The 25991-nt window shown below is 44.9% G+C and carries 23 protein-coding genes; 13 read left to right on the forward strand and 10 right to left on the reverse strand.

Annotated elements, in window-relative coordinates; genetic code table 11:
- Nucleotides 1-3 precede the first annotated feature (3 nt).
- From B7360_RS02195 to luxS, 4 genes are all read left to right on the forward strand, one after another.
- Nucleotides 4-2847 carry a pitrilysin family protein gene (locus tag B7360_RS02195; RefSeq protein ID WP_085342643.1) on the forward strand — a complete coding sequence of 948 codons (2844 nt, stop codon included), beginning with the start codon at nt 4-6 and terminating at the stop codon, nt 2845-2847.
- Between the two features lie 156 nt (nt 2848-3003).
- Nucleotides 3004-4572: a glutamate--cysteine ligase gene (gshA, locus tag B7360_RS02200; protein WP_085342644.1), complete on the forward strand. Its 1569-nt coding sequence runs from the start codon at nt 3004-3006 to the stop codon at nt 4570-4572.
- A gap of 24 nt (nt 4573-4596) precedes the next feature.
- A complete protein-coding gene (locus B7360_RS02205) occupies nt 4597-5202 on the forward strand; it encodes a hypothetical protein (RefSeq protein ID WP_173669995.1) in 606 nt (201 codons plus the stop codon).
- 84 nt (nt 5203-5286) lie between these two features.
- A complete protein-coding gene (gene luxS / locus B7360_RS02210; RefSeq protein WP_005396698.1) occupies nt 5287-5805 on the forward strand; it encodes an S-ribosylhomocysteine lyase in 519 nt (172 codons plus the stop codon).
- Between the two features lie 103 nt (nt 5806-5908).
- Here the strand turns inward: luxS and B7360_RS02215 are convergent, their stop codons facing one another.
- Both B7360_RS02215 and B7360_RS02220 read right to left on the reverse strand, forming a co-directional pair.
- Nucleotides 5909-7177 carry an HlyC/CorC family transporter gene (locus tag B7360_RS02215; protein ID WP_005396696.1) on the reverse strand — a complete coding sequence of 423 codons (1269 nt, stop codon included), beginning with the start codon at nt 7175-7177 and terminating at the stop codon, nt 5909-5911.
- Nucleotides 7178-7301: 124 nt separating this feature from the next.
- The gene (locus tag B7360_RS02220) at nt 7302-8096 is read right to left on the reverse strand and encodes an inner membrane protein YpjD (protein WP_047008980.1); all 795 of its coding nucleotides are present in this window, start codon (nt 8094-8096) and stop codon (nt 7302-7304) included.
- Nucleotides 8097-8320: 224 nt separating this feature from the next.
- Here B7360_RS02220 and ffh point away from each other — a divergent pair, with 224 nt between their 5' ends.
- The 5 genes from ffh (at nt 8321) to rplS (ending at nt 11904) form a co-directional block, all read left to right on the forward strand.
- Nucleotides 8321-9703 carry a signal recognition particle protein gene (gene ffh / locus B7360_RS02225; protein ID WP_005385423.1) on the forward strand — a complete coding sequence of 461 codons (1383 nt, stop codon included), beginning with the start codon at nt 8321-8323 and terminating at the stop codon, nt 9701-9703.
- A 209-nt stretch (nt 9704-9912) separates the two neighbouring features.
- Entirely contained in the window at nt 9913-10161 is a 249-nt protein-coding gene (gene rpsP, locus B7360_RS02230) for a 30S ribosomal protein S16 (protein WP_005379962.1), read from the forward strand.
- 28 nt (nt 10162-10189) lie between these two features.
- Nucleotides 10190-10738, forward strand: coding sequence for a ribosome maturation factor RimM (rimM, locus tag B7360_RS02235; RefSeq protein WP_005379964.1), 549 nt, complete (start codon nt 10190-10192; stop codon nt 10736-10738).
- Nucleotides 10739-10765: 27 nt separating this feature from the next.
- Nucleotides 10766-11509: a tRNA (guanosine(37)-N1)-methyltransferase TrmD gene (gene trmD, locus B7360_RS02240; RefSeq protein ID WP_085342646.1), complete on the forward strand. Its 744-nt coding sequence runs from the start codon at nt 10766-10768 to the stop codon at nt 11507-11509.
- Nucleotides 11510-11550: 41 nt separating this feature from the next.
- Entirely contained in the window at nt 11551-11904 is a 354-nt protein-coding gene (rplS, locus tag B7360_RS02245; protein ID WP_005379971.1) for a 50S ribosomal protein L19, read from the forward strand.
- A gap of 317 nt (nt 11905-12221) precedes the next feature.
- On the opposite strand, the gene yacG is transcribed toward rplS, so the two are convergent.
- The 8 genes from yacG to nadC all read right to left on the reverse strand — a co-directional run bounded on the left by yacG (nt 12222) and on the right by nadC (nt 19405).
- Complete coding sequence (gene yacG / locus B7360_RS02250) at nt 12222-12416, reverse strand: DNA gyrase inhibitor YacG (protein ID WP_005396692.1); 195 nt, start codon at nt 12414-12416, stop codon at nt 12222-12224.
- A gap of 146 nt (nt 12417-12562) precedes the next feature.
- Complete coding sequence (zapD, locus tag B7360_RS02255; RefSeq protein ID WP_085342717.1) at nt 12563-13303, reverse strand: cell division protein ZapD; 741 nt, start codon at nt 13301-13303, stop codon at nt 12563-12565.
- Between the two features lie 27 nt (nt 13304-13330).
- Nucleotides 13331-13945, reverse strand: coding sequence for a dephospho-CoA kinase (gene coaE / locus B7360_RS02260; protein ID WP_047008979.1), 615 nt, complete (start codon nt 13943-13945; stop codon nt 13331-13333).
- Nucleotides 13946-14815 carry an A24 family peptidase gene (locus B7360_RS02265; protein WP_085342647.1) on the reverse strand — a complete coding sequence of 290 codons (870 nt, stop codon included), beginning with the start codon at nt 14813-14815 and terminating at the stop codon, nt 13946-13948.
- Nucleotides 14816-14879: 64 nt separating this feature from the next.
- Complete coding sequence (locus B7360_RS02270) at nt 14880-16103, reverse strand: type II secretion system F family protein (RefSeq protein ID WP_017635918.1); 1224 nt, start codon at nt 16101-16103, stop codon at nt 14880-14882.
- A 23-nt stretch (nt 16104-16126) separates the two neighbouring features.
- Complete coding sequence (gene pilB, locus B7360_RS02275) at nt 16127-17812, reverse strand: type IV-A pilus assembly ATPase PilB (RefSeq protein ID WP_085342648.1); 1686 nt, start codon at nt 17810-17812, stop codon at nt 16127-16129.
- Between the two features lie 8 nt (nt 17813-17820).
- On the reverse strand, nt 17821-18255 hold the full coding sequence (locus tag B7360_RS02280; RefSeq protein ID WP_085342649.1) for a type IV pilin protein: 435 nt from the start codon (nt 18253-18255) through the stop codon (nt 17821-17823).
- Between the two features lie 262 nt (nt 18256-18517).
- Entirely contained in the window at nt 18518-19405 is an 888-nt protein-coding gene (gene nadC / locus B7360_RS02285; protein ID WP_085342650.1) for a carboxylating nicotinate-nucleotide diphosphorylase, read from the reverse strand.
- A 92-nt stretch (nt 19406-19497) separates the two neighbouring features.
- On the opposite strand from nadC, the gene ampD reads away from it, so the two are divergent.
- The 4 genes from ampD to aceF all read left to right on the forward strand — a co-directional run bounded on the left by ampD (nt 19498) and on the right by aceF (nt 25846).
- Nucleotides 19498-20049, forward strand: coding sequence for a 1,6-anhydro-N-acetylmuramyl-L-alanine amidase AmpD (gene ampD / locus B7360_RS02290; RefSeq protein ID WP_012841421.1), 552 nt, complete (start codon nt 19498-19500; stop codon nt 20047-20049).
- Between the two features lie 405 nt (nt 20050-20454).
- A complete protein-coding gene (pdhR, locus tag B7360_RS02295; RefSeq protein WP_005396680.1) occupies nt 20455-21222 on the forward strand; it encodes a pyruvate dehydrogenase complex transcriptional repressor PdhR in 768 nt (255 codons plus the stop codon).
- A gap of 48 nt (nt 21223-21270) precedes the next feature.
- A complete protein-coding gene (gene aceE / locus B7360_RS02300) occupies nt 21271-23934 on the forward strand; it encodes a pyruvate dehydrogenase (acetyl-transferring), homodimeric type (protein ID WP_046875076.1) in 2664 nt (887 codons plus the stop codon).
- Between the two features lie 19 nt (nt 23935-23953).
- Nucleotides 23954-25846 carry a pyruvate dehydrogenase complex dihydrolipoyllysine-residue acetyltransferase gene (gene aceF / locus B7360_RS02305; RefSeq protein ID WP_048625966.1) on the forward strand — a complete coding sequence of 631 codons (1893 nt, stop codon included), beginning with the start codon at nt 23954-23956 and terminating at the stop codon, nt 25844-25846.
- The last annotated feature ends 145 nt before the right edge of the window (nt 25847-25991 follow it).

Genomic DNA, 25991 nt, shown 5'->3' on the forward strand with positions numbered 1-25991 from the left:
TACATGAAGATGTTTTGGGTTGGCGCGTGTTCACTTTTGGTGATCACGGGCTGTGCATCAAATACGCCAGTTTCATCACTGCCGAAAGGGGTAACTTTCGTCGAGTCATCGAAAGCGGAAGAAGGCAAAGTTAAGATTCCATACCAAAAGTATAAACTCGATAATGGCTTAACGGTGATCTTAGCTCCTGAAGATTCCGACCCATTGGTCCATGTGGATGTGACTTACCATGTTGGTTCGGCTCGTGAAGAGGTGGGTAAGTCTGGTTTTGCGCATTTCTTTGAGCACATGATGTTCCAAGGTTCAGAGAACGTTGGTGACCAAGAGCACTTCAGAATCATCACAGAGGCTGGCGGTACGTTAAATGGTACGACAAACCGTGATCGTACTAACTACTTTGAAACTGTCCCGGCTAACCAGCTAGAGAAAATGCTGTGGTTAGAGTCTGACCGTATGGGCTTTTTGCTGGATGCGGTTTCTCAACGCAAATTTGAAATTCAGCGTTCAACTGTAAAAAATGAGCGAGCTCAGCGTTACGATAATCGTCCTTATGGCTTAATTTGGGAGCGTATGTCTGAAGCGTTATATCCTGAAGGTCATCCGTATTCGTGGCAAACTATTGGTTATGTTGAAGATCTTGATCGTGTTGATGTGAACGATCTCAAAGCGTTTTTCTTACGTTGGTATGGCCCAAACAATGCGACTATCACTATCGGTGGGGACTTAGACGTTGAACAAACTCTTGAGTGGGTAAATAAGTACTTCGGTTCGATTCCTCGTGGGCCAGAGGTTGAAAATGCGCCGAAACAACCTGCAAAACTGCAAGAAGACAAATACATCACGCTAGAAGATCGCATTCAACAACCGATGGTGATGATCGCGTGGCCAACAACTTACAACGGCGAAGAAAGCCAAGCGTCTCTCGATACGCTATCTGAAGTGCTAGGTGGCGGTACAAACAGCGTGCTCTACCAAGACTTAGTCAAGACTCAAAAAGCCGTCGATGCGGGCTCATTCCATGACTGTGCAGAACTGGCGTGTAACTTTTACGTTTATGCAATGGGTGATTCAGGGGACAAAGGCGATCTATCAAAACTGTACGACGAGCTTTTACAGTCACTCAATCAGTTTGCTGAAAAAGGCGTGACAGAAGATCGCCTTGAACAATTGAAGGGTAAGGCGGAAGCGGATGCTATCTTTGCATTAGAAAGTGTTAAAGGCAAAGTAACGCAGTTGGCATCCAACGAGACATTCTTCGGCGAGCCAGACCGTCTTGAGCAACAGCTTGAGCAGATCCGCGCAGTGACGCCTGCATCGGTAGAAAAAGCGTATACGGATTTTATCCAAGGTAAGAACAAAGTGACCCTAAGCGTGGTACCAAAAGGAAAAACTGACCTTGTCGTAAAACCAGCGACCTTTGTGACGCCAAAACGTACGCTACCAGAATACGAGAAGATCACTGATGATCAATTGGCGTATCGTCGTGCGACCGATAACTTCGATCGCTCTGTGCAACCGCCTGTAGGGGAGCCAGTGAAAGCGACGATGCCTGAGTTGTACGAGCTTCATTTTAATAATGGCTCGGAGTTGCTTGGCGCGGTTAGCGATGAAACACCAACGGTCATGATGCAGTTTAGTTTACCTGCGGGAACACGTTTTGTTGAAAAGGGCAAAGAAGGTCTTGCCCAATTGACCGCCGCGATGTTGCAAGAAGGCACAACGAAACGTAGTGTCGAAGAGATTCAAGCTGAGCTAGATAAACTAGGTAGTGTCATCTCCGTGAATGCAACGGGCTACACAACAAACATCAGCGTTTCTGCTTTAGAAAAGAACTTAGAGCCGACGTTGAAAATTGTCGAAGAGATGTTGCTGTCTCCTGCATTCAAGCAAGCAGACTTTGAGCGTGTGAAGATGCAAGCGCTAGAAGGTCTTGTGTATGAGCATCAAAACCCAAGTTGGATGGCATCACAAGCGACTCGCCAGGTGCTCTATGGGGACTCTGTCTTTGCTCGACCAAAAGACGGCACGCAAGCAGGTGTCAGTGCACTAACGTTGGATGATGTCCGTGAATTCTACTCGAAGCATTACACGCCACAAAGTGCGCAAATCGTCGTTGTTGGTGACATTGATCAACAGGAAATTGAACAGCAACTGACGTTCTGGAAAAACTGGCAGGATGAAGCTGCGCCATTGTATGCACCGCAAAGCATCGCTGCATTAGGTGAGCAAAAGATCCATCTTGTTGATAAACCAGGTGCACCACAAAGTGTGGTCATGATGGTTCGTCAGGGTATGCCTTACGATGCAACGGGCGATTTTTACCTAAGCCAACTGGCAAACTTCAACTTAGCTGGAAACTTCAATAGCCGCATTAACCAAAACCTACGTGAAGACAAGGGTTACACATACGGCGCTTACGGCTACTTCTCTGGAAATCCAGAAACTGGCTCGGTTGTTTTCACCGCGCAAGTACGAGCGGATGCAACGGTTGCTTCTATCATTGAGATGGAAAATGAGCTAAATGAATACTCGCAGTCAGGAATTACTGATGAAGAGATGAAATTTATGCGTCAAGCGGTCGGTCAAAAAGATGCACTGAAATATGAAACGCCAACACAAAAAGCGGAACTTATCAGTGATATTCTTAAGTACAACCTCGATCAAGATTACTTGCAGCAAAGAAACGCTATCGTAGAAAAAGTCGATAAGCAGACTTTGAATGCACTGGCTCAAAAGTGGTTTGATCCAAATGACTATCAAATTATCGTCGTTGGTGATGCTAAATCACTGCGTCCTCAATTAGAAAAGTTGGGGAAAGACGTAGAAGAGCTTGAAATCATTCGATAGAGTACACATTTAATAGCGGAGAAACGTTTCTCCGCTATTCATCTAGATAAGCGACTTTTCGTGGGTTATTTATCTAGATGCATTAAATATCAATAACTTAGCTTACGCTTGTCCTTTGTGATAAGTGTCCTGCTCCCAATATAAGCGAACCTCATTTTGACTGATTTTGCTGCGCGACTAAAAAAAGTTGCATCAAACCCCGAAGTATTTAAGCAGTTTGGACGCGGTGTTGAGCGAGAAACTTTGCGCTATCGTCAGGATGGACATCTAGCAACAACACCTCATCCAGAGGGGTTAGGCTCAGCGTTCACAAACCAATGGATCACGACTGATTTTTCTGAATCATTGTTAGAGTTCATTACTCCTGTGTCACATGAAATTCCAGAACTGATGGCACAACTGAAAGATATCCATCACTTCACGCAGACAAAAATGGGTGAAGAAAAGATGTGGCCTCTTTCCATGCCATGTTATGTCGGCTCGGAAGAGGATATTCAGCTTGCTCAGTACGGCTCTTCGAATGCAGCAAAAATGAAAACCCTGTACCGAGAAGGCCTAAAACGCCGCTATGGCAGCCTGATGCAAATCATCTCAGGTGTGCATTTTAACTTCTCGTTCCCTGAGACATTTTGGGATGCGCTATACGGCGAGCAAGATGAACAAGCCCGCCAAGATGCTAAGTCTGATGCCTACTTTGCGCTGATCCGTAACTATTACCGTTTTGGTTGGATGATTCCGTATTTCTTCGGTGCATCGCCAGCGTTATGCGGCTCTTTTATTCAAGGTCGTGAAACCGATCTGCCATTCGAGAAAATTGGCGGCACTTTGTATTTGCCGAAATCGACGTCTTTGCGTTTGAGCGATCTGGGCTACACCAATAGTGCGCAAAGTGTACTGAAAATTGGCTTTAACAGCATTGATCAGTATCTGGATGGTTTGAGCGATGCGATTCGTCACCCATCAGAAGAGTTTGCGAAAATAGGCGTCAAAGTGGACGGTGAATACCGCCAGCTTAATTCCAATATTTTACAAATTGAGAACGAGCTATACGCTCCAATTCGCCCGAAACGCGTGTCGAAAAGTGGTGAGAAGCCTTCAGATGCGTTACGACGCGGTGGGGTTGAGTACATTGAAGTTCGCTCTCTAGACGTTAACCCATTCAGCGCAGTGGGGTTGGATGAAGAGCAAGTACGATTCCTTGATCTCTTCCTGACTTGGGCGGCCTTGTCAGACTCGGATCCAATGGACAACTGTGAATTAGAGTGTTGGCGCGACAACTGGAACAAAGTCATTGTTTCTGGTCGTGAAAAAGGGCTAATGCTTCAAATTGGTTGCCAAGGTGAACGTCTATCTCTGCAAGATTGGGCGCATCGAGTGTTTGTCGAGCTGCGTCAGATAGCACAGCAAATGGATATGGCTGCTGGTGGCAGTGCATACCAAGATGTGTGTAATAAACTCGGGACATGGATTGATAACCCAGAACTAACGATTTCAGGTCAACTTTTAGAGCTGACGAAAGAGCTTGGTGGGTTAGGTAAAGTCGGCTGTGCGCTTGGCATGAAGTACCGCGAGGAAAATCTAGCTCACGGTTATCAGTACTACTCGCAAGATACGATGGAAACGGAAGTGGCGTCGTCAGTAGAAAAGCAAAAGCAAGCGGAACAAAGTGACACGCTATCTTTTGATGATTTTTTGGAAGATTACTTTGCTTATCTGAAGCAGTAGTGAATAGGTAAAGGTTGGGTGGGATTGAACATTAAACCGTTAGTAGTATCGGTACTCGGAAGCATGTTACTTGCAGGTTGTGCCACGGCACCGCCAAAGCAGCAGAATAATTTATGTGAGATATTTCGAGAGAAATCCGGCTGGTATGATGATGCCAAAGATATGGAAGAAAAGTGGGGAACCCCCATTCATGTCGCTATGGCTATCATTAAACAAGAAAGCAGCTTTCGGCACGATGCGAAACCACCCAAAGACTATTTATTGGGATTTATCCCTTGGGGACGAGTCAGCAGTGCGTATGGTTACGCTCAAGCTCAAGATCCTGCTTGGGAAGATTTCCAAGATGCGACGGGTCAGGGCGGTTCTCGTACCAACTTTGATGATTCAGTGATGTTTGTCGGTTGGTATACTCACGAAACGAGGCGCCAACTAGGGATTTCGTTATGGGACCCATACAGTCAATATCTGGCTTATCATGAAGGTCGAGGTGGGTACAAGCGAGGTACTTATAAGCGAAAGCCCAGCTTGCTCAAAGTCGCTCGACGTGTTGAACAAACTGCAAAAACTTATGGCTGGCAGCTGAAGCAATGTCGTCAGGAATTGGAAGACAACAGCAGCTGGTTCTTTTAACCTACAGCCTGTTTATGTGCTGTAGGGATGAATGACATTTATCCAGTACCGAGAGGTATTGGAGTTACAATCAGGAGAGATGTAATGCCTTTACTCGATAGTTTTACCGTGGACCACACTCGCATGAATGCACCGGCAGTGCGAGTGGCGAAGACCATGCAGACCCCAAAAGGGGACACGATTACTGTCTTCGATTTACGCTTTACCGCGCCAAACAAAGACATCCTTTCTGAAAAAGGTATTCATACACTAGAGCACCTTTATGCAGGCTTTATGCGCAATCATCTAAACAGCGATTCTGTTGAGATCATCGATATTTCGCCTATGGGTTGCCGCACGGGCTTTTACATGAGCCTGATTGGCACTCCATCAGAGCAGCAAGTAGCGGATGCTTGGATTGCGGCCATGGAAGACGTACTAAAGGTAGAAAGCCAGAACAAGATCCCTGAACTCAACGAATACCAATGTGGCACGGCAGCGATGCACTCTTTAGAAGAAGCACAACAGATCGCAAAGAGCATTTTGGATGCTGGTGTATCGGTGAACAAAAATGATGAACTTGCTTTGCCTGAATCGATGCTAAAAGAGCTGCGCATCGACTAGTTGCTAAAAACTTATCAAGAAGCATATTTATCCAGAACTAAAAAGAGCCTGACATGATCAGGCTCTTTTCTTTTTATTTCTTATCTTGAGTTGTAGATAGGGGCTATTTTTTCTTTTTAGGATAAACACGAACGAGCTTGATGCGGTTTTCTTCAATCTCAACAAGCTCCATTGGATGACCCGCCACTCTCACGCTTAAATGGCTCTCTGGGATATCTTCCAGGTGCTCCAAAATAAGACCGTTTAACGTTCTTGGGCCATCCGTTGGTAAATCCCATTTCAGGCCTTTGTTGATATCTCGGATATTGGTGCTGCCTTCAATGAGGAAGCTTCCGTCACCTTGAGGACTGATTTCATCAGAAAGGCTTGGAGAAATCGAGGTCGTGAATTCGCCAATAATCTCTTCCAGAATATCTTCCAATGTCACCAAGCCAATAATGTCGCCATACTCATCAACAATCAGACCAATACGCTGTTTGTTGCGTTGGAACTTTAACATTTGCACGTTCAGTGGCGTACCTTCCGGGATGTAATAGACTTCATCCGCAGCACGCAATAGCGTCTCTTTATTGAACTCGTTTTTTTCTAGCATCAGGCGGTAAGCTTCACGCAGGCGCAGCATGCCAACCACTTCATCAATTTGGTCACGATAAAAAACAATGCGTCCATGTGGTGAGTGGGTAAGCTGACGAACGATGGATTTCCAGTCATCATTAATATCGATACCGGTAATCTCATTACGTGGCACCATGATATCGTTCACAGTGACGTGCTCAAGATCCAAAATAGATACCAACATGTCTTGGTGTCGGCGAGGGATCAATCCGCCAGCTTCGTTTACTACGGTACGCAGCTCATCGGAACTAAGATGGTCTTCTACTGAGTGATCGGCTTTTACGCCAAGTAAACGAATAAAGCCATTCGTAATAAAGTTAACGAGCATCACCAAAGGCGATAGTAACTTCATCAATATGGTCAGTAGGATACTGCTCGCGTAAGACACGCGTTCAGGGTACAGCGCTGCAATTGTTTTTGGGGTAACTTCAGCAAAAACCAATACAACCATAGTCAGTGCACCGGTTGCGATAGCGACACCTAAATCACCATACAAACGCATACCAATAATGGTCGCGATGGCGGACGCGAGAATATTAACGAGGTTGTTGCCGATAAGAATAAGACCAATCAAACGATCTGGACGGTCTAATAGCCTTTCGACTCGCTTAGCGCCTTTATGCCCATTTTTGGCTAAGTGCTTTAAGCGATAACGGTTCAGAGACATCATCCCTGTTTCTGAGCCGGAAAAGTAACCTGATATGACGATAAGACACGCGAGTAGCGCAAACAAGATACCCGTAGAGATGTCGTCCAAAACGTTGCTGTTCCTTGTAAGTATTGGGTTATATAACGGTTGAGTAAGTCCGTTAAGTCAAAGGGTTAAGGCGTACTGTATTTTATCTAGCCTAAAATATAAAGGATAGGAGCCCTAGAGCTCCTTAATTCAAGATGATTTCTTTCACAAAGCGACTGCCAAAATACGCCAGAGTTAACAGCGTTGCCCCTGCGACAGCGAACCAAGTAACTTTTCTACCACGCCAACCTTTTTGATAATGACCCCAAAGCAGTATTGAGTACACAATCCAAGCGATGAAAGAAAGAATGCCTTTATGCGCTTTACCTTGAGCAAACATATCCTGCACAAAGACAAAGCCAGTAATGAGCGTGCCAGTTAACAATAAGTTACCGATCAAAATGATTTTGAATAGCTGACGCTCTACCATTAATAAAGGCGGCAGGTTTGGGTTAATCGCCAAAGATTTTTTTGTTTTCAGTTTGTGATCCAACCAAGCCAGCTGAAGTGCGTAGAGTGCACCGATAGTTAAAGTTGCGTATGAGAACAGCGCAAAAGAAATGTGAATGAGTAGCTTAGGGTCATTCTCTAGGTGCTTGATAAACGTGCTTGGCAAAAATGTGGCAGCAGATAAATTGATAGCAGCAAAGCTATAAACGACAGGCAATAAAAACCACAACCGATTTTTCAACATAGCAAGGCTCATGACCAGAGAAATAATAAAACTGATCAAAGAGGCTACGTTGAGAATACTAAGGTTTTGACCTGCACCATCAAAAATCAGATCACTCAAAATCCACGCATGAAAAACAAGCGCACAGGCAGCACTAGCAAACACTGTTTTTGCTTTGATTCCTGACTGCTGTGAGAGTCCGGGTATGATGGTCGCAATCGCCAAAACATAAAGTATGGCGGCCGCGATGGCTATTAAGCTATCCATGAATCCTAAATATTATTGTGCACAATGAGGAAATTATACCTTGCATTACACTTTGGGGCTACGTTATATCCGACATCAATCGTGAGAGATGAGATATTGAAATTAATAAGTTACCGCACCATATAGAAATAGAGACAAGAATAGAGCAGCGGTACGGGTATGACTCAGACCTTGGCTAATGTATACTCACACTAATTAATCGCCATTTTAGCGAAGAGACAAAGATGTTTGAGAATTTAACGGATCGATTATCCAAAACGCTGAAAAATATCAGTGGCAAAGGTCGTCTGACCGAAGACAACATTAAAGAGACCCTACGTGAAGTACGAATGGCCTTACTTGAAGCTGACGTTGCGCTTCCGGTTGTTCGTGAATTTGTTAACCGCGTTAAAGAAAAAGCGGTAGGTGTAGAAGTTTCTAAATCTCTGACTCCAGGTCAGGAATTTATCAAGATCGTTCAAACAGAACTTGAAGCCGTAATGGGTGAGTCGAATGAGGCGCTAAACCTTGCCGCTCAACCACCTGCAGTGCTTCTTATGGCGGGTCTACAAGGTGCGGGTAAAACCACATCGGTAGGTAAGCTATCTAAGCTTTTAAAAGAACGTGACAAGAAGAAAGTCTTGGTTGTGTCTGCCGACGTTTACCGCCCTGCGGCAATCAAGCAGCTTGAAACGCTGGCATCAGACATCGGTGTTGACTTCTTCCCATCATCACCAGACCAGAAGCCTATTGATATCGCCAATGCAGCGATTGACCATGCGAAGAAAAAATTCTACGACGTATTGATTGTCGATACCGCAGGTCGCTTGGCGATTGATGAAGAGATGATGGGGGAGATCAAAGATCTTCACGCAGCTATCAACCCAGTAGAAACGCTATTTGTTGTTGACGCTATGACGGGTCAAGACGCAGCAAATACAGCAAAAGCCTTTGGCGATGCGCTACCTCTTACCGGTGTAGTTCTAACTAAAGTTGATGGTGATGCTCGTGGTGGTGCGGCACTGTCAGTACGCCATGTAACGGGCAAACCAATCAAATTCTTGGGTGTCGGTGAAAAAACTGACGCGCTAGAACCGTTCCATCCAGATCGTGTTGCTTCACGTATTCTTGGTATGGGTGACGTTCTGTCTTTAATTGAAGACCTACAACGCAACGTTGACCAAGAAAAAGCAGAAAAGCTGGCGAAGAAGTTCAAAGAGAAGAAAGGTTTCGACCTTGAAGATTTCCGTGAACAGCTAGGCCAGATGCAAAACATGGGCGGCATGATGGGCATGATGGATAAGCTTCCTGGCATGTCTCAGCTACCAGACAATGTGAAAGACAAAGTCGATGACAAGATGTTCAAACAGATGGAAGCGATCATCAGCTCCATGACAATGAAAGAACGTCAACGCCCAGAGATTATCAAAGGCTCGCGCAAGAAGCGTATTGCGGCTGGTTCTGGTGTGCAGGTTCAAGACGTAAACCGCTTACTAAAACAGTTCACCCAAATGCAGAAGATGATGAAAAAGATGCAAAAAGGTGGCATGAAAGGCATGATGCGCAACATGCAAGGCATGATGGGCGGCATGGGTGGTGGCGGTGGCTTCAACCCATTTGGTCGTTAATTAATCGATCACGCTTAGATTCAGGGTGTTAGGTACGTCACAAACTTTAAATTCAATTTATGTTGGTGAAAAAGTAACTAAACTCCTTGCATTGCTCCGGGAGAAGAGTAAAATTCCGGAGCTTTATTTTGGCACGAGACCCCAAACTATTTAATTTCTTGAATGGTTTTTGGGGTTAATTTTATTTTTGAGAAAGCAAAGAGGACGACATGGTAACCATTCGTTTGGCACGTCACGGCGCTAAAAAGCGTCCATTTTATCAAATCGTAGTAGCGGACAGCCGCAACGCTGCAACTGGCCGTTTCATCGAGAAAGTTGGTTTCTTCAACCCAACTGCTAAAGGTCAAGAAGAAGGTCTACGTCTAGACCTAGACCGCGTTAACCACTGGGTTGGTCAAGGCGCGTCTGTATCTGACCGCGTTGCTAAGCTAGTTAAAGACGCTCAAAAAGCGGCTTAATTTTTACTTGAAAAGTAGAAACTAGTTTATGTCGATGAAAGGTAAAGAAACAATGAGCAACGAAAAGATTGTTGTAGGCAAGTTTGGTGCTACTTACGGCATTCGAGGTTGGCTTAAGGTTTTTTCCTACACAGACAATGCTGAAAGCATTTTCGATTACAGCCCTTGGTACATTAACCAAAAGGGTAAGTGGGTTGAGTACAAAGTAGAAAGCTGGAAGCGCCATAACAAAGGTATGGTGGCTAAGCTGGAAGGAATGGATGTTCGTGAAGACGCGCATCTAATGACGAACTTTGAAATTGCTATTGACCCTGCGGTACTTCCTGAATTGTCAGAAGATGAGTTCTACTGGCGCGAATTGTTTGGGATGCAAGTTGTAACCACTAAAGGTTACGATCTAGGTGTCGTTACTGACATGCTAGAAACTGGCTCAAACGATGTTCTGGTTGTTAAAGCAAATCTTAAAGATGCTTTCGGGCAGAAGGAACGATTAATCCCGTTCCTTGAAGAGCAAGTGATCATTAATGTTGATCGCGAAGCTCAACGGATCGAAGTTGACTGGGATCCTGGATTCTAATCTCCAAAATTACAGAGCGAGATAAACATGTGGGTTGGCGTTATTAGCCTTTTTCCAGAAATGTTCCGTTCTGTTACTGATTTTGGAGTAACAGGTCAAGCGGTTAAAAAAGGTCTTTTGTCGATTGAGACTTGGAATCCTAGAGATTTCACTCACGACAAACATCGCACAGTCGATGACCGACCTTACGGTGGTGGCCCTGGTATGTTAATGATGGTTCAGCCTTTGCGCGATGCCATTCATACCGCGAAAGCAGCCTCACCGGGCAAGACGAAAGTCATCTACCTTTCTCCTCAAGGTCGCAAGCTCGACCAGAAAGGAGTAGAAGAACTGGCAACAAATGAGAACTTGCTTCTGATTTGTGGTCGTTACGAAGGGATAGATGAGCGCATCATTCAATCTGAAGTCGACGAAGAATGGTCGATTGGTGATTTTGTGATGACGGGTGGTGAGATACCAGCCATGACGTTAATCGACTCTGTCTCTCGGTTTGTTCCGGGTGTACTAGGGGATTTCGCGTCAGCAGAAGAAGACTCTTTTGCAAATGGCTTGTTAGATTGCCCTCACTATACGCGTCCAGAAGTATTGGATGACAAAGAAGTACCAGCGGTACTGATGTCAGGTAATCACAAGGACATTCGTCAATGGCGACTAAAACAGTCGCTGGGCCGAACTTGGCTTAGAAGACCAGAGCTCCTGGAAAACCTAGCTCTGACTGACGAACAGGAACAATTACTTGCTGAGTTCATTAGTGAACATAACGCAAAGTAACCTAATTTATTTAGTATCAGTTTATTCTAGGAATTTAAAAAATGAGTAACATCATCAAAGCTCTTGAAGAAGAGCAAATGAAATCAGACCTACCTAAATTTGCACCAGGTGACACTGTTGTAGTTCAAGTTAAGGTAAAAGAAGGTGACCGTGAGCGTCTACAGGCTTTCGAAGGCGTTGTAATCGCAATCCGTAACCGTGGTCTACACTCTGCTTTCACTGTACGTAAAATCTCTAACGGTGAAGGTGTTGAGCGTACGTTCCAAACACACTCTCCAATCGTTGATAGCATCGAAGTTAAACGCCGTGGTGCAGTACGTCGTGCCAAGTTGTACTACCTACGTGAGCGTTCTGGTAAGTCTGCTCGTATCAAAGAGAAACTTGCTAAGAAGTAATGCTATAACTAGCGTTCTCATCTTAAACGGAGTCCTTTTAGGGCTCCGTTTTTTTATTTGTGTAATTAGCTTGCTCGTTTCTTTTCACCCGACCTGTACTGTCGATGCTCATGCACTGGCATACTCTCCACGCTTCCGCCTTGCTCGAATAAAAATAGCTTTGCTAGATCACAAAATAGTCAGAGTAGAAAAGGGATGAATGAATACCGATTACAGACCGCAATGGTTAAAATTCATCATTCTGGATAGCGACGAAGTAGCGTGATTCAGACTCCCCAAGAAGGAGCCTAGGATATTCCTTTACCCTAGTGCCTCAATTAATACTGGTCTTCAGACCAGCCATCACTGTCGGACATATCGGGGGCGCCTGGGATGGTGTTTTCTTCATCTGCCCATTCACCAAAATCAATCATTTGGCATTGTTTACTGCAGAAAGGGCGATGAGGACTTTGTTCTCCCCATTCTACGTCGGCGCCACATTGTGGGCATTGAACGATGGTAATTTTAGACATAGTTGAGCGTCCCATTACTAATTGGTGTTAAAGGGTAGTATACCTAAATGAATTCAAGATGGCTTATTCAACGCGCTATTGCCGCTACGAAATTTTATCCAATATAAGCGCAATAAAGCGTTGAATTTTAGATTGTGGGGGGAGTCTTAGCTGCACACAGCAAGTTCAAACTCAATATCTTGTGTGCACGCTTGACCGTTTTCAAACGACATAAACTTGATCGCAAAGCGGTTTTTATGGCCAGAAATCATAGGATAAACGCCATATTTCATTGGGATGTGAAGTCTTAGAATATTAGCTTCATCAGCGTCACTTTGGAAGAAACCCGCACGACCGATTTGAGCTTTAAAATGTCCGGTCTCTCTAGTGAGCTTTAACCATAATGAAAGCGCATCAGACAAGGGCCTTAAGCTTGCTTGCCACTGCTGCGCATCATGCTTCTTACGTTCAATGGGTAGGTGAAGCCAGTAATGTAACGCTGGCAAATCAAAACAACATGAACCACCCGGTAGATTAAAGCGTTGGCGGATAGAGCTTAAGAAGCGATCTTCTTTTAGTGCTTGACCAAAACGCTCTGCACCCATCAGTTGGCTATGAACGACATCTATCTCTTGTAGTAGGGTATTTAATGCGTCTTGATCGACGCCATCAACATTGAGCCAATGGCGGTACGACAGTCGTTGTTTCTCTAAATCTTTGGCCAGTTCACTTTTCAGCTGGATCTGTTCGAAAATTTCAACCATATCGAATAACGCACGGAAAAACAGTTGGTACTGGTGATTTTCGCTAAACCCAGAGGCCAAGTGAGCCTGACGCAGCAGAGACTCCACTCTTAGATAAATACGAGTTTTCTCATTTAACGGATGTTCAAATTTGTGCGTGGTCATCGACATAAGCCTTTGTGAGTTTCGTTCCTATTTTCGCAGATTTTTCTTACACATGGCTAGGTACTTTTCGTGCAAATCTGTGATTTGAAGCAAAAGATCTGGGTCACTTGGATTATTCTTAACCACATCGTCTGCAAGCGCGAGTCTTTGCTCTCTTGATGCTTGAGAGGCAAGGATAGCGCGAGCTTGTTCTTCACTCACATTGTCTCGTTTCATCGTGCGAGATATCTGTGTATTCGGTTCTACATCGACGACAAGAACGCGATCACACAAACTGTCTAGCTTGTTTTCTACGAGCAACGGCACCACAAGTAACGCATACTCTGAGGTGACTTGCTGCAAATCTTCGATCATCTTTTCACGAATTATTGGGTGCAACAGTGCGTTGAGCCATGCTTTTTCATCTGAGTTTGAAAAGATTTTTTCTCTCAGCTTTGCGCGATCTAAAGTTTGGTCTTCACGAACGATATCGTGACCAAAGTGTTCAATAATCGCGTTTAGTCCGGGAGTACCTGGCTCGACAACTTCTCTTGCTACAATGTCGGCATCGACGATATCGATTTTAAATTGTTGTTTGAACAGATTCGCGACGGTTGTTTTACCGCTAGCGATACCACCTGTTAAACCAATAACCAAAGCCATTTACACTCCTAGAACTGAAGTAAAGTACCAGTTTAAAATCTGGTCGCCCCAAATTAAGCTTATCCAACCAGCAATTGCTAAGTAAGGACCGAAAGGAAAAGCTTTTTCAATTCCCTGTTTTTGCAAGCGTAGTTGAATGATGCCAAATACGATGCCAACCACAGAAGAAAGTAGAATGATCATCGGCAGTGACTGCCAGCCCAGCCAAGCCCCTAGTGCTGCTAGTAGTTTAAAATCACCATATCCCATTCCTTCTTTACCGGTAAGTAACTTAAAGCCCCAGTAAACGGACCAGAGACATAGGTAACCAGCAATAGCACCAATGACAGAATCTTGTAGAGTAACAGGACTTATTTCGACTAATGCTAAGGCAATGCCAGCCCAAGTTAATGGTAATGTTAATTGGTCAGGTAACAACATAGTATCGAGATCGATAAATGTTGCGGCGATTAAGATAAAAGTGAAAAAGAGTAGGGCAACGGTAAAGTAACTAAAACCAAAGTGGTAAGCGACAAAGCCTGAGCAGAACGCAGTGAGCAGTTCAATCAGTGGATAGCGTGCGCTAATGGCTGTCTGACAGTTGTGGCATTTGCCTTTTAAAAGCAGCCAGCTAATCACAGGGATGTTGTCTCGAATACGTATCGGCGTTGCGCACTTCTGACAGGAGGAGTGTGGGACGCTCAAGGTCAGCACTTCTTTAGGAGGTTCTATTTTGTATTCAGGAAATGACTCGGCACATTCGCGTCGCCATTCTAGTTCCATGATTTTAGGTAGTCGATAAATAACCACATTGAGGAAGCTACCCACGATCAGACCGAAGATGGTGGCAAACACAACGAATAGCCAAGGGTAGTACTGGAATACTTCCATATTTGTCTCTTGAGCGATGAGTGAAATCAGCAAGATGCTGTTTTAAAGGAGTTAACAGCTCATTCTAGCCCAATACACTCATTAAGTTAAAGATTGGCAAGTACATTGCTGTCACTAATCCGCCAACAACGATGCCTAAAAAAACGATAATTAGCGGCTCTAGAATTTTACTAAGGTTGTCGACGGTGTTATCGACTTCAAACTCGTAGATCGTTGCAACTTTATTGAGCATATCGTCAAGTCGACCAGACTCTTCACCGATCATGACCATTTGTAACACTAATTCAGGAAACACATTACAGTTACGCATGGCAACATACATTGGCATACCTGCGGCGGTATCACGGTAAACTTCTTCTATGGCGAGTTGATAGTGTAAGTTTCCTGAGGTTTTTGATGTGGTTTTTAAACTGGTTAGAATTGGAATACCCGCTGTAAAGCTCGTGGCGAGTGTTCGACTAAATTTGGCGATAGCGGCTTTTGATAATACAGGGCCCAGAACAGGAAATTTAAGCACAGAGCGGTTGAGCATTAAGCGAAAAGAATCTGAACGCTTAGAGAGGATTCTCGCTGAGATAAATAAACTAATGGAGCCTAGTGCGATAAACGGACTCCAATTTTGCGTCCAGGCGGAAAGATCTAATACTTGCCTGGTAAACCACGGTAAATCAGCACCAAAACCAACAAACATTTTTTCAAACTCGGGAATGACTTTGGTGAGCATGATAAACGACACGCCTAACGCTACTAGCACTACCATGGCTGGGTAAATCAGTGCTTTGATCACTTTCGCACGGAGTTGTTCATTTTTTTCTCGGTAGGTGGCTAAGCGCTCGAATACTTCTGCTAAGTTACCGGATTGTTCACCTGTTGCGATAAGGTCGGTATAGAGTGGGTCAAAGTGTTCACTTGCAGTGCGCATGGCTTTTGACATGGGCGTACCCGCTTCGACGGCGCGTGTTACGCTCATCAAAATGGATTTCATCTCTGCTTTTTTATGGTTTTCTGAGACCAATTTTAAAGCCTGAACTAAGGGGACACCAGTTATCAACATCGTCGAAATCTGACGGGTAAACACCGTGATGTCTCTGCCTTTCACGCGATGGCTGAGTTTAGTGAGAAACGAGATACTGCTTTTCTTTAACTTCTTGATCTTGATGTGTTGTGCGTCTAGACGCTCGCGTACTTCAATTTCTGTCATCGCGAGGGTTTGTCCAGACGTCTTTTTGCCTGAACTGTTGATGCCTTTCCAGCGGAAGTTTTTAAGTTGTGGTGTAGTGCTTTTCATAGAGGTGACTGCTGATTAAAGGATTAAAAATAAAGTACGCGCTGTAGTTCACTAAAACTTGTGATCCCTTGTTTGAGTTTTTCTATGCCCGACATTTGTAACGTGCTCATACCATTTGCGATGGCGAGTTTTTCTAGTTCATGTACCGAGGCACCTTTAATAAGCGCTTCGGAAAGAAATTCATCAAAGCGCATCACTTCATAAATCCCCGTTCGGCCGGAATAACCATGGGTACACTCATTGCATCCATCGGGATTGGCTTTAAAAATGTTGTCGCTTGCTTGAATTCCGAGATGTTGTAGCTGAACGGTAAGCTCTTGTGATTGTTTGCAGTGCGAGCACAGTTTACGGGCCAAGCGCTGGGTAATAATCAAACTAAGAGAGGAGGCCAAGTTAAAGCTTTCTACGCCCATGTTTGATAAACGAATCACCGTTTCAGCCGCAGAATTGGTATGCAAGGTTGAAAGTACTAAGTGACCGGTTTGCGATGCTTTTATGGCGATTTCGGCGGTATCTAAATCACGAATCTCACCGACCATTACTACATCGGGGTCTTGACGTAAGAAAGAGCGCAGGGCTTCGGCAAAACCAAAACCAATCTTAGGCTGAACTTGAACTTGGTTAATGCCCGATAAGTTAATTTCTACTGGGTCTTCTGCCGTAGAAATGTTGATTTCTGGTTTATTGAGAATACTCAGCCCAGTGTACAGAGAAACGGTTTTCCCGCTCCCAGTTGGGCCTGTCATCAGAATCATGCCTTGTGGGCGACGCAGCGCATCCAAGTACAATTGTTTTTGTTGTTCGCTATAACCAAGCTTGTCGATATCCAGTGACGCAGAGCTGCTGTCGAGCAGTCGTAATACAATTTTCTCTCCGAATAGAGTCGGTAGCGTGGATACACGCATATCAATCGCGGTGTCGTGATTCAACTTGAGCTTAATACGCCCATCTTGTGGTAAACGTCGCTCTGCAATATCAAGCTTAGAGAGGATTTTGATACGAGCGGATAAGCGGCGACTTAAGTGGCTTGGTGGCTGCTGTGTTTCAATTAAGATGCCATCACAGCGTAGGCGAACGCGGTACATCTTTTCATAAGGTTCAAAGTGGATATCGGATGCGCCTTTGCGCACAGCGTCCAACAGAATTTGGTTTATGTAACGGCTAACAGGAGATTCGTCTTGGCTCAAGTCTTCAATGTTGTCGATTTCATCTGCGCCCACGTCAACCAAATTGGCTAATTCTTCTTGGTTGATCTCTTTTAGCCCAGACTTTTCCTGCCCAAGTGCGCGGCCATATAAGCGCCGAATCGCAGCGGTCAGCTCGCGAAAATCAGCGAGAACAAGTTCTACTTGCAACCCTGTCGCAAAACGAAAGTCATCTTCTGCTTGTTGGTTCGTGGGGTCGGCAACCGCTAATAATAACGTTGAAGGCGTACGTTGGAGTGGGAGTGCGTTATGCCGAGTGATTAATTCCCTAAGGCCAAGTTGCTGACAAAGCGAAGCGTACTCGTACTGAGATAACTCGGGCTGATTTAAACCAAAGAGAGAGCTTAAGTGCTCAGCGAGTTCGCTTGACGTGAATAACCCTGAACTGAGTAAAGCTTCCGGCATCGAAATGCCAGAAGCTTTGACTTGCTCTATTAACGATTCTTCTTGGGAAAACGTCAGTAACCTTTTTTGGCGAAGAATTGTTGAGAGATTTGTTAACATTTATGTTATCAGCAGCCTTTTGGTCGAGTTTCTGCGGTAATTGCTGTTGCACTGTTTGGAGTAATTGAACATGTCCAGCCTGAAGACGATTTACTGTACGTTATAACGGCGGTGTTTACTGAAGAGTTATCAAATGTGAAAGTAGCATCTGCTGAGCTCACCGTTAAATTAGCTAGTGCTAAGTTTCCAAGTCCGCTCATAGTTGTAGATGCGCCAACTTTAGGTAGTGTCATTCCTACATATGTCCCATTTTCCTGTTGGTACATATCAATGTTTGTTAGAAGGTTTCTAACTGTAGTTGCGCCAGAGGCCAATTCGCTTTTTGTCACATAACTTTTATATGCAGGGATTGCGACTGCTGATAACACTCCGATAATTGCCACGACAATCATCAATTCAATCAGAGTAAAACCCTGTTGTTTTTTCTGTTTACTGTTTTTCATTTTTAACCCTTTCCTAAAAATTAATAATGCTCTTGCATTAGCGAAAGATTATGGAGAGTTAAGGTGGGTTGAAAATGGGGAAGGGATGGGCTCTCGAGTGAGATAAAACTCTTTGGTGAAAAGTTGCATATCGCATGCAGAGTTTTGCGAGTAGTACTATTTTTTTAGTGGATAAAAAGAAAGGGCCTATTGGCCCTTTTTAATGATGAATTACTCACAACTCACTGAGTTAGTTGAAGTAATTTAGATTGTGTTGCTTTTATTATTTGAAGCGCATCGAAAGATCCATCGCTTTTAGATGCTTAGTCAACGCGCCTACCGAAATGTAATCGACACCGGTTTCTGCATATTCTGCGATGGTCTCTAGCGTAATGTTGCCGGAGTTCTCTAAAGCGGCACGACCTGCGTTAATCGCTACGGCTTCACGCATCATTTCTTTCGTGAAGTTATCGAGCATGATGATGTCGGCACCAGCCTCTATCGCTTGTTTCAACTCTTCTAAGCTTTCCGTTTCTACTTCTACCGGTTTGCCTGGGTTAAGCTCTTTCGCTTTTTGGATGGCTTGAGTGATACCGCCACAAGCAATGATGTGGTTTTCTTTAATAAGGTAAGCATCGAACACGCCGATGCGATGGTTAAAGCCACCACCACACGTCACAGCGTATTTTAGTGCGCTACGCAGACCAGGAATGGTTTTACGTGTGTCTAGTAGACGACACTCAGTATGCGCGATTTTTTCAGCGTACTCTGCGGTAACTGTTGCGCAGCCAGACAGCGTTTGGATGAAGTTCATTGCGTTACGCTCACCAGTCAACAAGTCACGAGCAGGGCCTGTCAGCGTGCAAAGGGTTTGGTTAGGTTCGACTTTATCGCCGTCCTTTACGTGCCATTCAATACTGACCTTACCACCGAGCTGCTTAAAAACTTCATCAGCCCATGCTTGACCACAGAACACACCATGCTCACGAGTAATAATCGTTGCGGTATTAACCGCCTCGGCAGGGATCAAAGATGCAGTAATGTCGTTATCTGCGTCGACATTGCCACCTAGATCTTCTTTTAAGGTATCAGCGACAGAGCGAGTGATCTCTAAAGGGAGTTGTTGTTTAAGGTATTCTAGGCGTTCTTGAATGTTGTGTGTGTTCTTCATCGCAAATCTTGTCTTGAAAGGGAGATGGCAACGAATGATACTCTCCGGTGTCAATAATTTCAGCAGTTAATTTGCAAAGTAGAGAGGTTGATATGCGCCCAATTATCGAGAATGGCTGGCTGACACAGGCAAAGCATGTTCCGTCACCATTTTTTGATGCTCGCTCTGATATAAACGACATCTCTCTGCTGGTGGTACACAACATCAGTTTGCCTCCTGGGCAGTTTGGTGGACCATATATAGAGGACTTCTTCACTGGCAAGCTAGACCCAAACGCACATCCATTTTTTGAAGTTATTCACAAAATGGGCGTTTCTGCACATTGCTTGATTAAGAGAAACGGCGAGGTTGTTCAATTTGTTTCTTTTCTCGATAGAGCATGGCATGCCGGTCAATCCAGTTTCGCGGGCAGGGAGCGTTGTAATGACTATTCCATTGGTATCGAGCTTGAAGGGACAGAATTTACTGCCTACACAGATGCGCAATATCAATCACTTGCAGAGATCACTGAGGTGATTATGCAGTCTTATCCCCACATCACCCTGCCACGAATTACCGGTCATCAATATATTGCGCCCTTGAGAAAAAGCGATCCTGGTCTAAGCTTTGATTGGGTGAAATATAGACAGCTTATACAGCGTTGATTTGTAGCGAAAGTGTAAATTCAAAAAAGCGAAATAAATAAGGCATACGATCAGGTATGCCTTTTTTTGATACCAGAAATATTAATGATTGTTAAAAGTTAACTACATTTTTACGCTCGTATACGCTGTTTTGGTGAAGAAATAGACTGATAATTTTGTCATTTTCTGTATTTCTTTTCCAAAATTGCTAGCACGTCGACTTCCCATTTGTATGCTTTATGTAATTGGTCATACCAATTCTATTGCTGTTTTAACAGTCGATTGTTATCAGAGTGTTGGAAGTAAGCTCGTTCTATGATTTAGGTCAATTTTCGGCTGGACAGTGGCGTTTTAATTATGTTAATTTCTGCACCAACTTAAAATTGGTATTACCAATTACCTGCAAGAGTAGAAGAACAATAAATTATGGCTTATCAAAGGATTCGTCAGCCAAAACTCTCTGATGTTATAGAACAAGAGTTAGAAAGGTTGATAGTGGAAGGAACATTGTCTCCGGGGCAACAACTGCCTCCAGAGCGTGAACTGGCAAGACAGTTCGATGTGTCTCGTCCTTCAGTCCGAGAAGCCATTCAACGCTTAGAAGCGAAGCGTTTGTTAACTCGTCGCCAAGGTGGCGGAACATTCGTAAGTGAGAATATCTGGAAGAGCTTTTCAGATCCCTTGTTGAATTTGTTGTCTAGTCATTCTGAAACCCAGCTTGATGTGCTTGAGTCTCGTCATGCAATGGAAGGAATTTCAGCTTACTTTGCAGCTTTACGTGGTACCGAAGAAGATTTTGCGCGTATTCAAGGTTGCCTTGAACGCATTAGCCAAGAGCAAGCAAACAACGATATCGAAGCTGAATCTGCGGAAGTGATGCAATTTTTGATCGCTTTGACAGAAGCCGCGCACAACGTGGTTTTGTTGCACATTGTTCGAAGCTTAGCACCTTTGCTTGAGCAAAATATTCTACAAAATTTTAAATTACTACGTCGCCGCCCAGAAGCGGTCGAGAAAGTCAGTAAACACCGAGCCAATATCGTGGATGCGATTGTTTCTGGTCAGCCTGAAAAGGCGCGAGAAATGTCCCACTCGCACTTGGCTTACATCGAAGAAACATTGTTGGATTTGACTCGAGAAGAGTCTCGACGAGAGCGTTCTCTACGTCGAATTCAGCAGGGTAATGACTCGTAAGAGCGTTACTTAAATAAGTAGATCCAACCAACAGAAGGATAGATCGCCATGTCTGATATGAAGCATGACGTAGATGCACTGGAAACTCAAGAATGGCTACAAGCGCTTGAGTCAGTTGTACGTGAAGAAGGTCTAGAGCGTGCTCAATTCCTATTAGAGCAAGTTCTAGATAAAGCACGTCTAGACGGTGTTGATATGCCAACAGGTATCACAACTAACTACATCAACACGATTCCTGCAGACCAAGAACCAGCATACCCAGGTGACACAACACTTGAGCGTCGTATTCGCTCAATTATTCGTTGGAACGCTATCATGATCGTTCTACGTGCATCTAAGAAAGACCTAGAGCTAGGCGGCCACATGGCGTCTTTCCAGTCTTCTGCTGCGTTCTACGAGACATGTTTCAACCACTTCTTCCGTGCGCCAAACGAGAAGGACGGTGGCGACCTAGTTTACTACCAAGGTCACATTTCACCAGGTATCTACTCACGTGCATTCGTTGAAGGTCGTCTAACTGAAGAGCAGCTAGACAACTTCCGTCAAGAAGTAGACGGCAAAGGTATTCCTTCATACCCGCACCCTAAACTGATGCCTGAATTCTGGCAGTTCCCGACAGTATCGATGGGCCTAGGTCCAATCGCTTCTATCTACCAAGCTCGTTTCCTTAAGTACCTAGAAGGCCGTGGTCTTAAAGATACTTCAGAGCAGCGCGTTTACGCGTTCCTAGGTGACGGTGAGATGGATGAGCCAGAATCACGTGGTGCTATCTCTTTCGCTGCGCGTGAGAAACTAGACAACCTATGTTTCCTAATCAACTGTAACCTACAGCGTCTAGATGGCCCTGTAATGGGTAACGGTAAGATCATTCAAGAACTTGAAGGTCTGTTCAAAGGTGCTGGTTGGAACGTAGTGAAGGTAATCTGGGGTAACAACTGGGATTCACTACTAGCTAAAGATACTTCTGGTAAGCTTCTACAGCTTATGAACGAAACGATCGATGGCGACTACCAAACATTCAAATCAAAAGACGGCGCGTACGTACGTGAGCACTTCTTTGGTAAGTACCCAGAGACAGCTGCACTTGTTGCTGACATGACTGATGACGAAATCTTCGCACTTAAGCGTGGTGGTCACGAGTCTTCTAAGCTATACGCGGCATACAAAAACGCGGCAGAAACTAAAGGTCGTCCAACAGTAATCCTAGCTAAGACTGTTAAAGGTTACGGCATGGGTGAAGCGGCTGAAGGTAAGAACATCGCGCACCAAGTTAAGAAGATGGACATGACTCACGTACTACACCTACGTGACCGTCTGGGTCTTCAAGACATCCTAACTGACGAAGCAGTGAAAGAACTTCCGTACCTGAAACTTGAAGAAGGTTCAAAAGAGTACGAATACCTACACGCTCGTCGTAAAGCGCTACACGGCTACACGCCACAGCGTCTACCAAAATTCACTCAAGAATTCATCGTTCCTGAGCTAGAAGAATTCAAGCCACTACTAGAAGAACAGAAGCGTGATATCTCTTCTACTATGGCATTCGTACGTGCGCTAAACGTTCTACTTAAGAACAAGAACATTGGTAAGAACATCGTTCCTATCATTGCTGACGAAGCGCGTACATTCGGTATGGAAGGTCTGTTCCGTCAAATCGGTATCTACAACCCGCACGGCCAAACTTACACACCAGAAGACCGTGGCGTTGTTTCTTACTACAAAGAAGCGACTTCAGGTCAGGTTCTACAAGAAGGTATCAACGAGCTAGGTGCTATGTCTTCATGGGTTGCTGCTGCGACTTCATACTCGACAAACGACCTACCAATGATTCCGTTCTACATCTACTACTCAATGTTCGGCTTCCAACGTGTTGGCGACATGGCGTGGATGGCTGGTGACCAACAAGCACGTGGTTTCCTACTAGGTGCAACTGCGGGTCGTACAACGTTGAACGGTGAAGGTCTACAACACGAAGACGGCCACTCGCACATTTTGGCGGGTACGGTTCCTAACTGTATTTCTTACGACCCAACATTCGCGTACGAAGTAGCAGTAATCATGCAAGACGGTATCCGTCGCATGTACGGTCCAGAACAAGAAAACGTGTTCTACTACCTAACGCTAATGAACGAAAACTACGCAATGCCAGCAATGCCAGAAGGCGCTGAAGAAGGCATTCGTAAAGGTATCTACAAGCTAGAAACTTACACTGGCAACAAAGCGAAAGTTCAGCTGATGAGCTCTGGTACTATCATGAATGAAGTACGTAAAGCAGCTCAAATCCTAAGCGAAGATTACGGTGTTGCTTCTGATGTTTACTCTGTAACGTCATTCAACGAACTAACTCGCGATGGCCAAGATGCAGAGCGTTTCAACATGCTTCACCCAGAAGCGGAAGCGAAAGTACCTTACATCCAAACAGTAATGGGTACTGAACCTGCTATCGCAGCAACTGACTACATGAAGAACTACGCAGAGCAGGTTCGTGCATACATTCCTGCTGAGTCTTTCAAAGTGCTTGGTACTGATGGCTTCGGTCGTTCAGACAGCCGTGAAAACCTACGTCGTCACTTCGAAGTGAACGCAGGTTACGTAGTAGTAGCAGCGCTAACTGAACTAGCGAAACGTGGCGAAGTTGAGAAATCTGTAGTTGCAGAAGCAATTAAGAAATTCGACATCGACACAGAGAAAACAAACCCGCTATACGCTTAATTAAGAAGGTAGATAAGAAATGGCAATCGAAATTAATGTACCAGACATCGGTGCGGATGAGGTTGAAGTTACTGAGATTCTTGTAAGCGTTGGCGACAAGGTTGAAGAAGAGCAGTCTCTGATCACAGTTGAAGGCGATAAAGCTTCTATGGAAGTTCCTGCTTCTCAAGCGGGTATCGTTAAAGAAATCAAAGTTGCAGAAGGCGACAAGGTTTCTACTGGTTCTCTAATCATGATTTTCGAAGCCGAGGGTGCAGCTGACGCTGCACCTGCTCCTGCGGCAGAAGCGGCTCCAGCAGCAGCTCCAGCTCCAGCAGCAGCGGCAGAACTAAAAGAAGTTCACGTACCAGACATCGGTGGTGATGAAGTAGAAGTTACTGAAATCATGGTTGCCGTTGGAGACAGCATCGAAGAAGAGCAATCTCTTCTAACTGTTGAAGGCGACAAAGCTTCTATGGAAGTTCCAGCGCCATTCGCAGGTACGCTAAAAGAGATCAAAGTTGCAGCTGGCGATAAAGTATCGACTGGCTCACTTATCATGGTATTCGAAACAGCAGGTTCAGGTGCTCCAGCAGCACCAGCGGCAGTTGAAGCACCAGCGGCAGCAGCTCCAGCAGCGTCTGCGGCAAAAGAAGTGAACGTTCCAGATATCGGCGGCGATGAAGTTGAAGTTACTGAGATCATGGTTGCCGTTGGCGACACAGTGGAAGAAGAGCAATCTCTAATCACTGTTGAAGGTGACAAAGCTTCTATGGAAGTTCCTGCACCATTCGCTGGTACAGTTAAAGAAATCAAGATTGCAGCTGGCGACAAAGTGTCTACTGGCTCACTAATCATGGTATTCGAAGTGGCGGGCGCAGCTCCAGCTCCTGCAGCGGCTCCAGCTCAAGCAGCAGCACCTGCGGCTCCGGCTCCTAAAGCAGAAGCTCCAGCGGCAGCAGCTCCAGCAGCGACTGGCGACTTCAAAGAGAACGACGAGTACGCTCACGCGTCTCCAGTTGTTCGTCGTCTAGCGCGTGAATTTGGCGTTAACCTTTCTAAGGTTAAGGGTTCTGGTCGTAAGAGCCGTATCCTAAAAGAAGACGTTCAAGCTTACGTGAAAGATGCACTTAAGCGTCTTGAGTCTGGCGCAGGTGCAGCAGCATCTGGCAAAGGCGACGGCGCGGCTCTTGGTCTACTACCATGGCCAAAAGTGGACTTCAGCAAGTTTGGTGAGACAGAAGTTCAACCGCTATCTCGCATTAAGAAGATCTCTGGTGCAAACCTACACCGTAACTGGGTAATGATCCCGCACGTTACACAGTGGGATAACGCAGACATCACGGCTCTTGAAGCATTCCGTAAAGAGCAAAACGCGATTGAAGCGAAGAAAGACACTGGCATGAAGATCACACCACTTGTGTTCATCATGAAAGCGGTAGCTAAAGCGCTTGAAGCGTTCCCAGCGTTCAACTCTTCTCTATCAGAAGACGGTGAGAGCCTAATTCTGAAGAAATACGTGAATGTTGGTATCGCGGTAGATACACCAAACGGTCTTGTTGTTCCGGTATTTAAAGACGTGAACAAGAAAGGCATCTACGAGCTATCTGAAGAGCTAATGGCTGTTTCTAAGAAAGCACGTGCAGGTAAGCTAACTGCTGCTGACATGCAAGGTGGCTGTTTCACTATCTCTAGCCTAGGCGGTATCGGCGGTACGGCGTTTACTCCAATCGTAAACGCGCCAGAAGTTGGTATCCTAGGTGTGTCTAAGTCAGAAATGAAACCGGTATGGAACGGTAAAGAGTTCGAACCGCGTCTACAACTTCCACTGTCTCTATCATACGACCACCGTGTGATCGATGGTGCTGAAGGTGCGCGCTTCATCACTTACCTAAACTCATGTCTATCTGACATTCGTCGTCTAGTTCTGTAATAGAAATTAGATGAATGAGAGGCGGCAACTTAGCCGCCTCTGCTAATCATAATTACCGACAATTTGGTTATCAGCCTTGCTTCGTTCAGGGTTTTCACAATCGAATTGTTGTCTAGCTCACAGGCTAAATTGATTTACTTTTCAC

This window comes from Vibrio sp. ArtGut-C1 (genome assembly GCF_002105475.1).
GTDB classification, from domain to species: domain Bacteria; phylum Pseudomonadota; class Gammaproteobacteria; order Enterobacterales; family Vibrionaceae; genus Vibrio; species Vibrio diabolicus.

Bases quoted from the DNA above. Each gene is read 5' to 3' on its own strand.
- B7360_RS02265 (WP_085342647.1), bottom strand. From the start codon at position 14,815: ATGGAAGTATTCCAGTACTACCCTTGGCTATTCGTTGTGTTTGCCACC.
- rplS (WP_005379971.1), top strand. From the start codon at position 11,551: ATGAGTAACATCATCAAAGCTCTTGAAGAAGAGCAAATGAAATCAGAC.
- B7360_RS02220 (WP_047008980.1), bottom strand. From the start codon at position 8,096: ATGGATAGCTTAATAGCCATCGCGGCCGCCATACTTTATGTTTTGGCG.
- yacG (WP_005396692.1), bottom strand. From the start codon at position 12,416: ATGTCTAAAATTACCATCGTTCAATGCCCACAATGTGGCGCCGACGTA.
- B7360_RS02280 (WP_085342649.1), bottom strand. From the start codon at position 18,255: ATGAAAAACAGTAAACAGAAAAAACAACAGGGTTTTACTCTGATTGAA.
- ampD (WP_012841421.1), top strand. From the start codon at position 19,498: ATGCGCCCAATTATCGAGAATGGCTGGCTGACACAGGCAAAGCATGTT.
- aceE (WP_046875076.1), top strand. From the start codon at position 21,271: ATGTCTGATATGAAGCATGACGTAGATGCACTGGAAACTCAAGAATGG.
- trmD (WP_085342646.1), top strand. From the start codon at position 10,766: ATGTGGGTTGGCGTTATTAGCCTTTTTCCAGAAATGTTCCGTTCTGTT.
- coaE (WP_047008979.1), bottom strand. From the start codon at position 13,945: ATGGCTTTGGTTATTGGTTTAACAGGTGGTATCGCTAGCGGTAAAACA.
- pdhR (WP_005396680.1), top strand. From the start codon at position 20,455: ATGGCTTATCAAAGGATTCGTCAGCCAAAACTCTCTGATGTTATAGAA.
- pilB (WP_085342648.1), bottom strand. From the start codon at position 17,812: ATGTTAACAAATCTCTCAACAATTCTTCGCCAAAAAAGGTTACTGACG.
- zapD (WP_085342717.1), bottom strand. From the start codon at position 13,303: ATGACCACGCACAAATTTGAACATCCGTTAAATGAGAAAACTCGTATT.
- B7360_RS02270 (WP_017635918.1), bottom strand. From the start codon at position 16,103: ATGAAAAGCACTACACCACAACTTAAAAACTTCCGCTGGAAAGGCATC.
- rimM (WP_005379964.1), top strand. From the start codon at position 10,190: ATGTCGATGAAAGGTAAAGAAACAATGAGCAACGAAAAGATTGTTGTA.
- luxS (WP_005396698.1), top strand. From the start codon at position 5,287: ATGCCTTTACTCGATAGTTTTACCGTGGACCACACTCGCATGAATGCA.
- ffh (WP_005385423.1), top strand. From the start codon at position 8,321: ATGTTTGAGAATTTAACGGATCGATTATCCAAAACGCTGAAAAATATC.
- B7360_RS02195 (WP_085342643.1), top strand. From the start codon at position 4: ATGAAGATGTTTTGGGTTGGCGCGTGTTCACTTTTGGTGATCACGGGC.
- rpsP (WP_005379962.1), top strand. From the start codon at position 9,913: ATGGTAACCATTCGTTTGGCACGTCACGGCGCTAAAAAGCGTCCATTT.
- aceF (WP_048625966.1), top strand. From the start codon at position 23,954: ATGGCAATCGAAATTAATGTACCAGACATCGGTGCGGATGAGGTTGAA.
- nadC (WP_085342650.1), bottom strand. From the start codon at position 19,405: ATGAAGAACACACACAACATTCAAGAACGCCTAGAATACCTTAAACAA.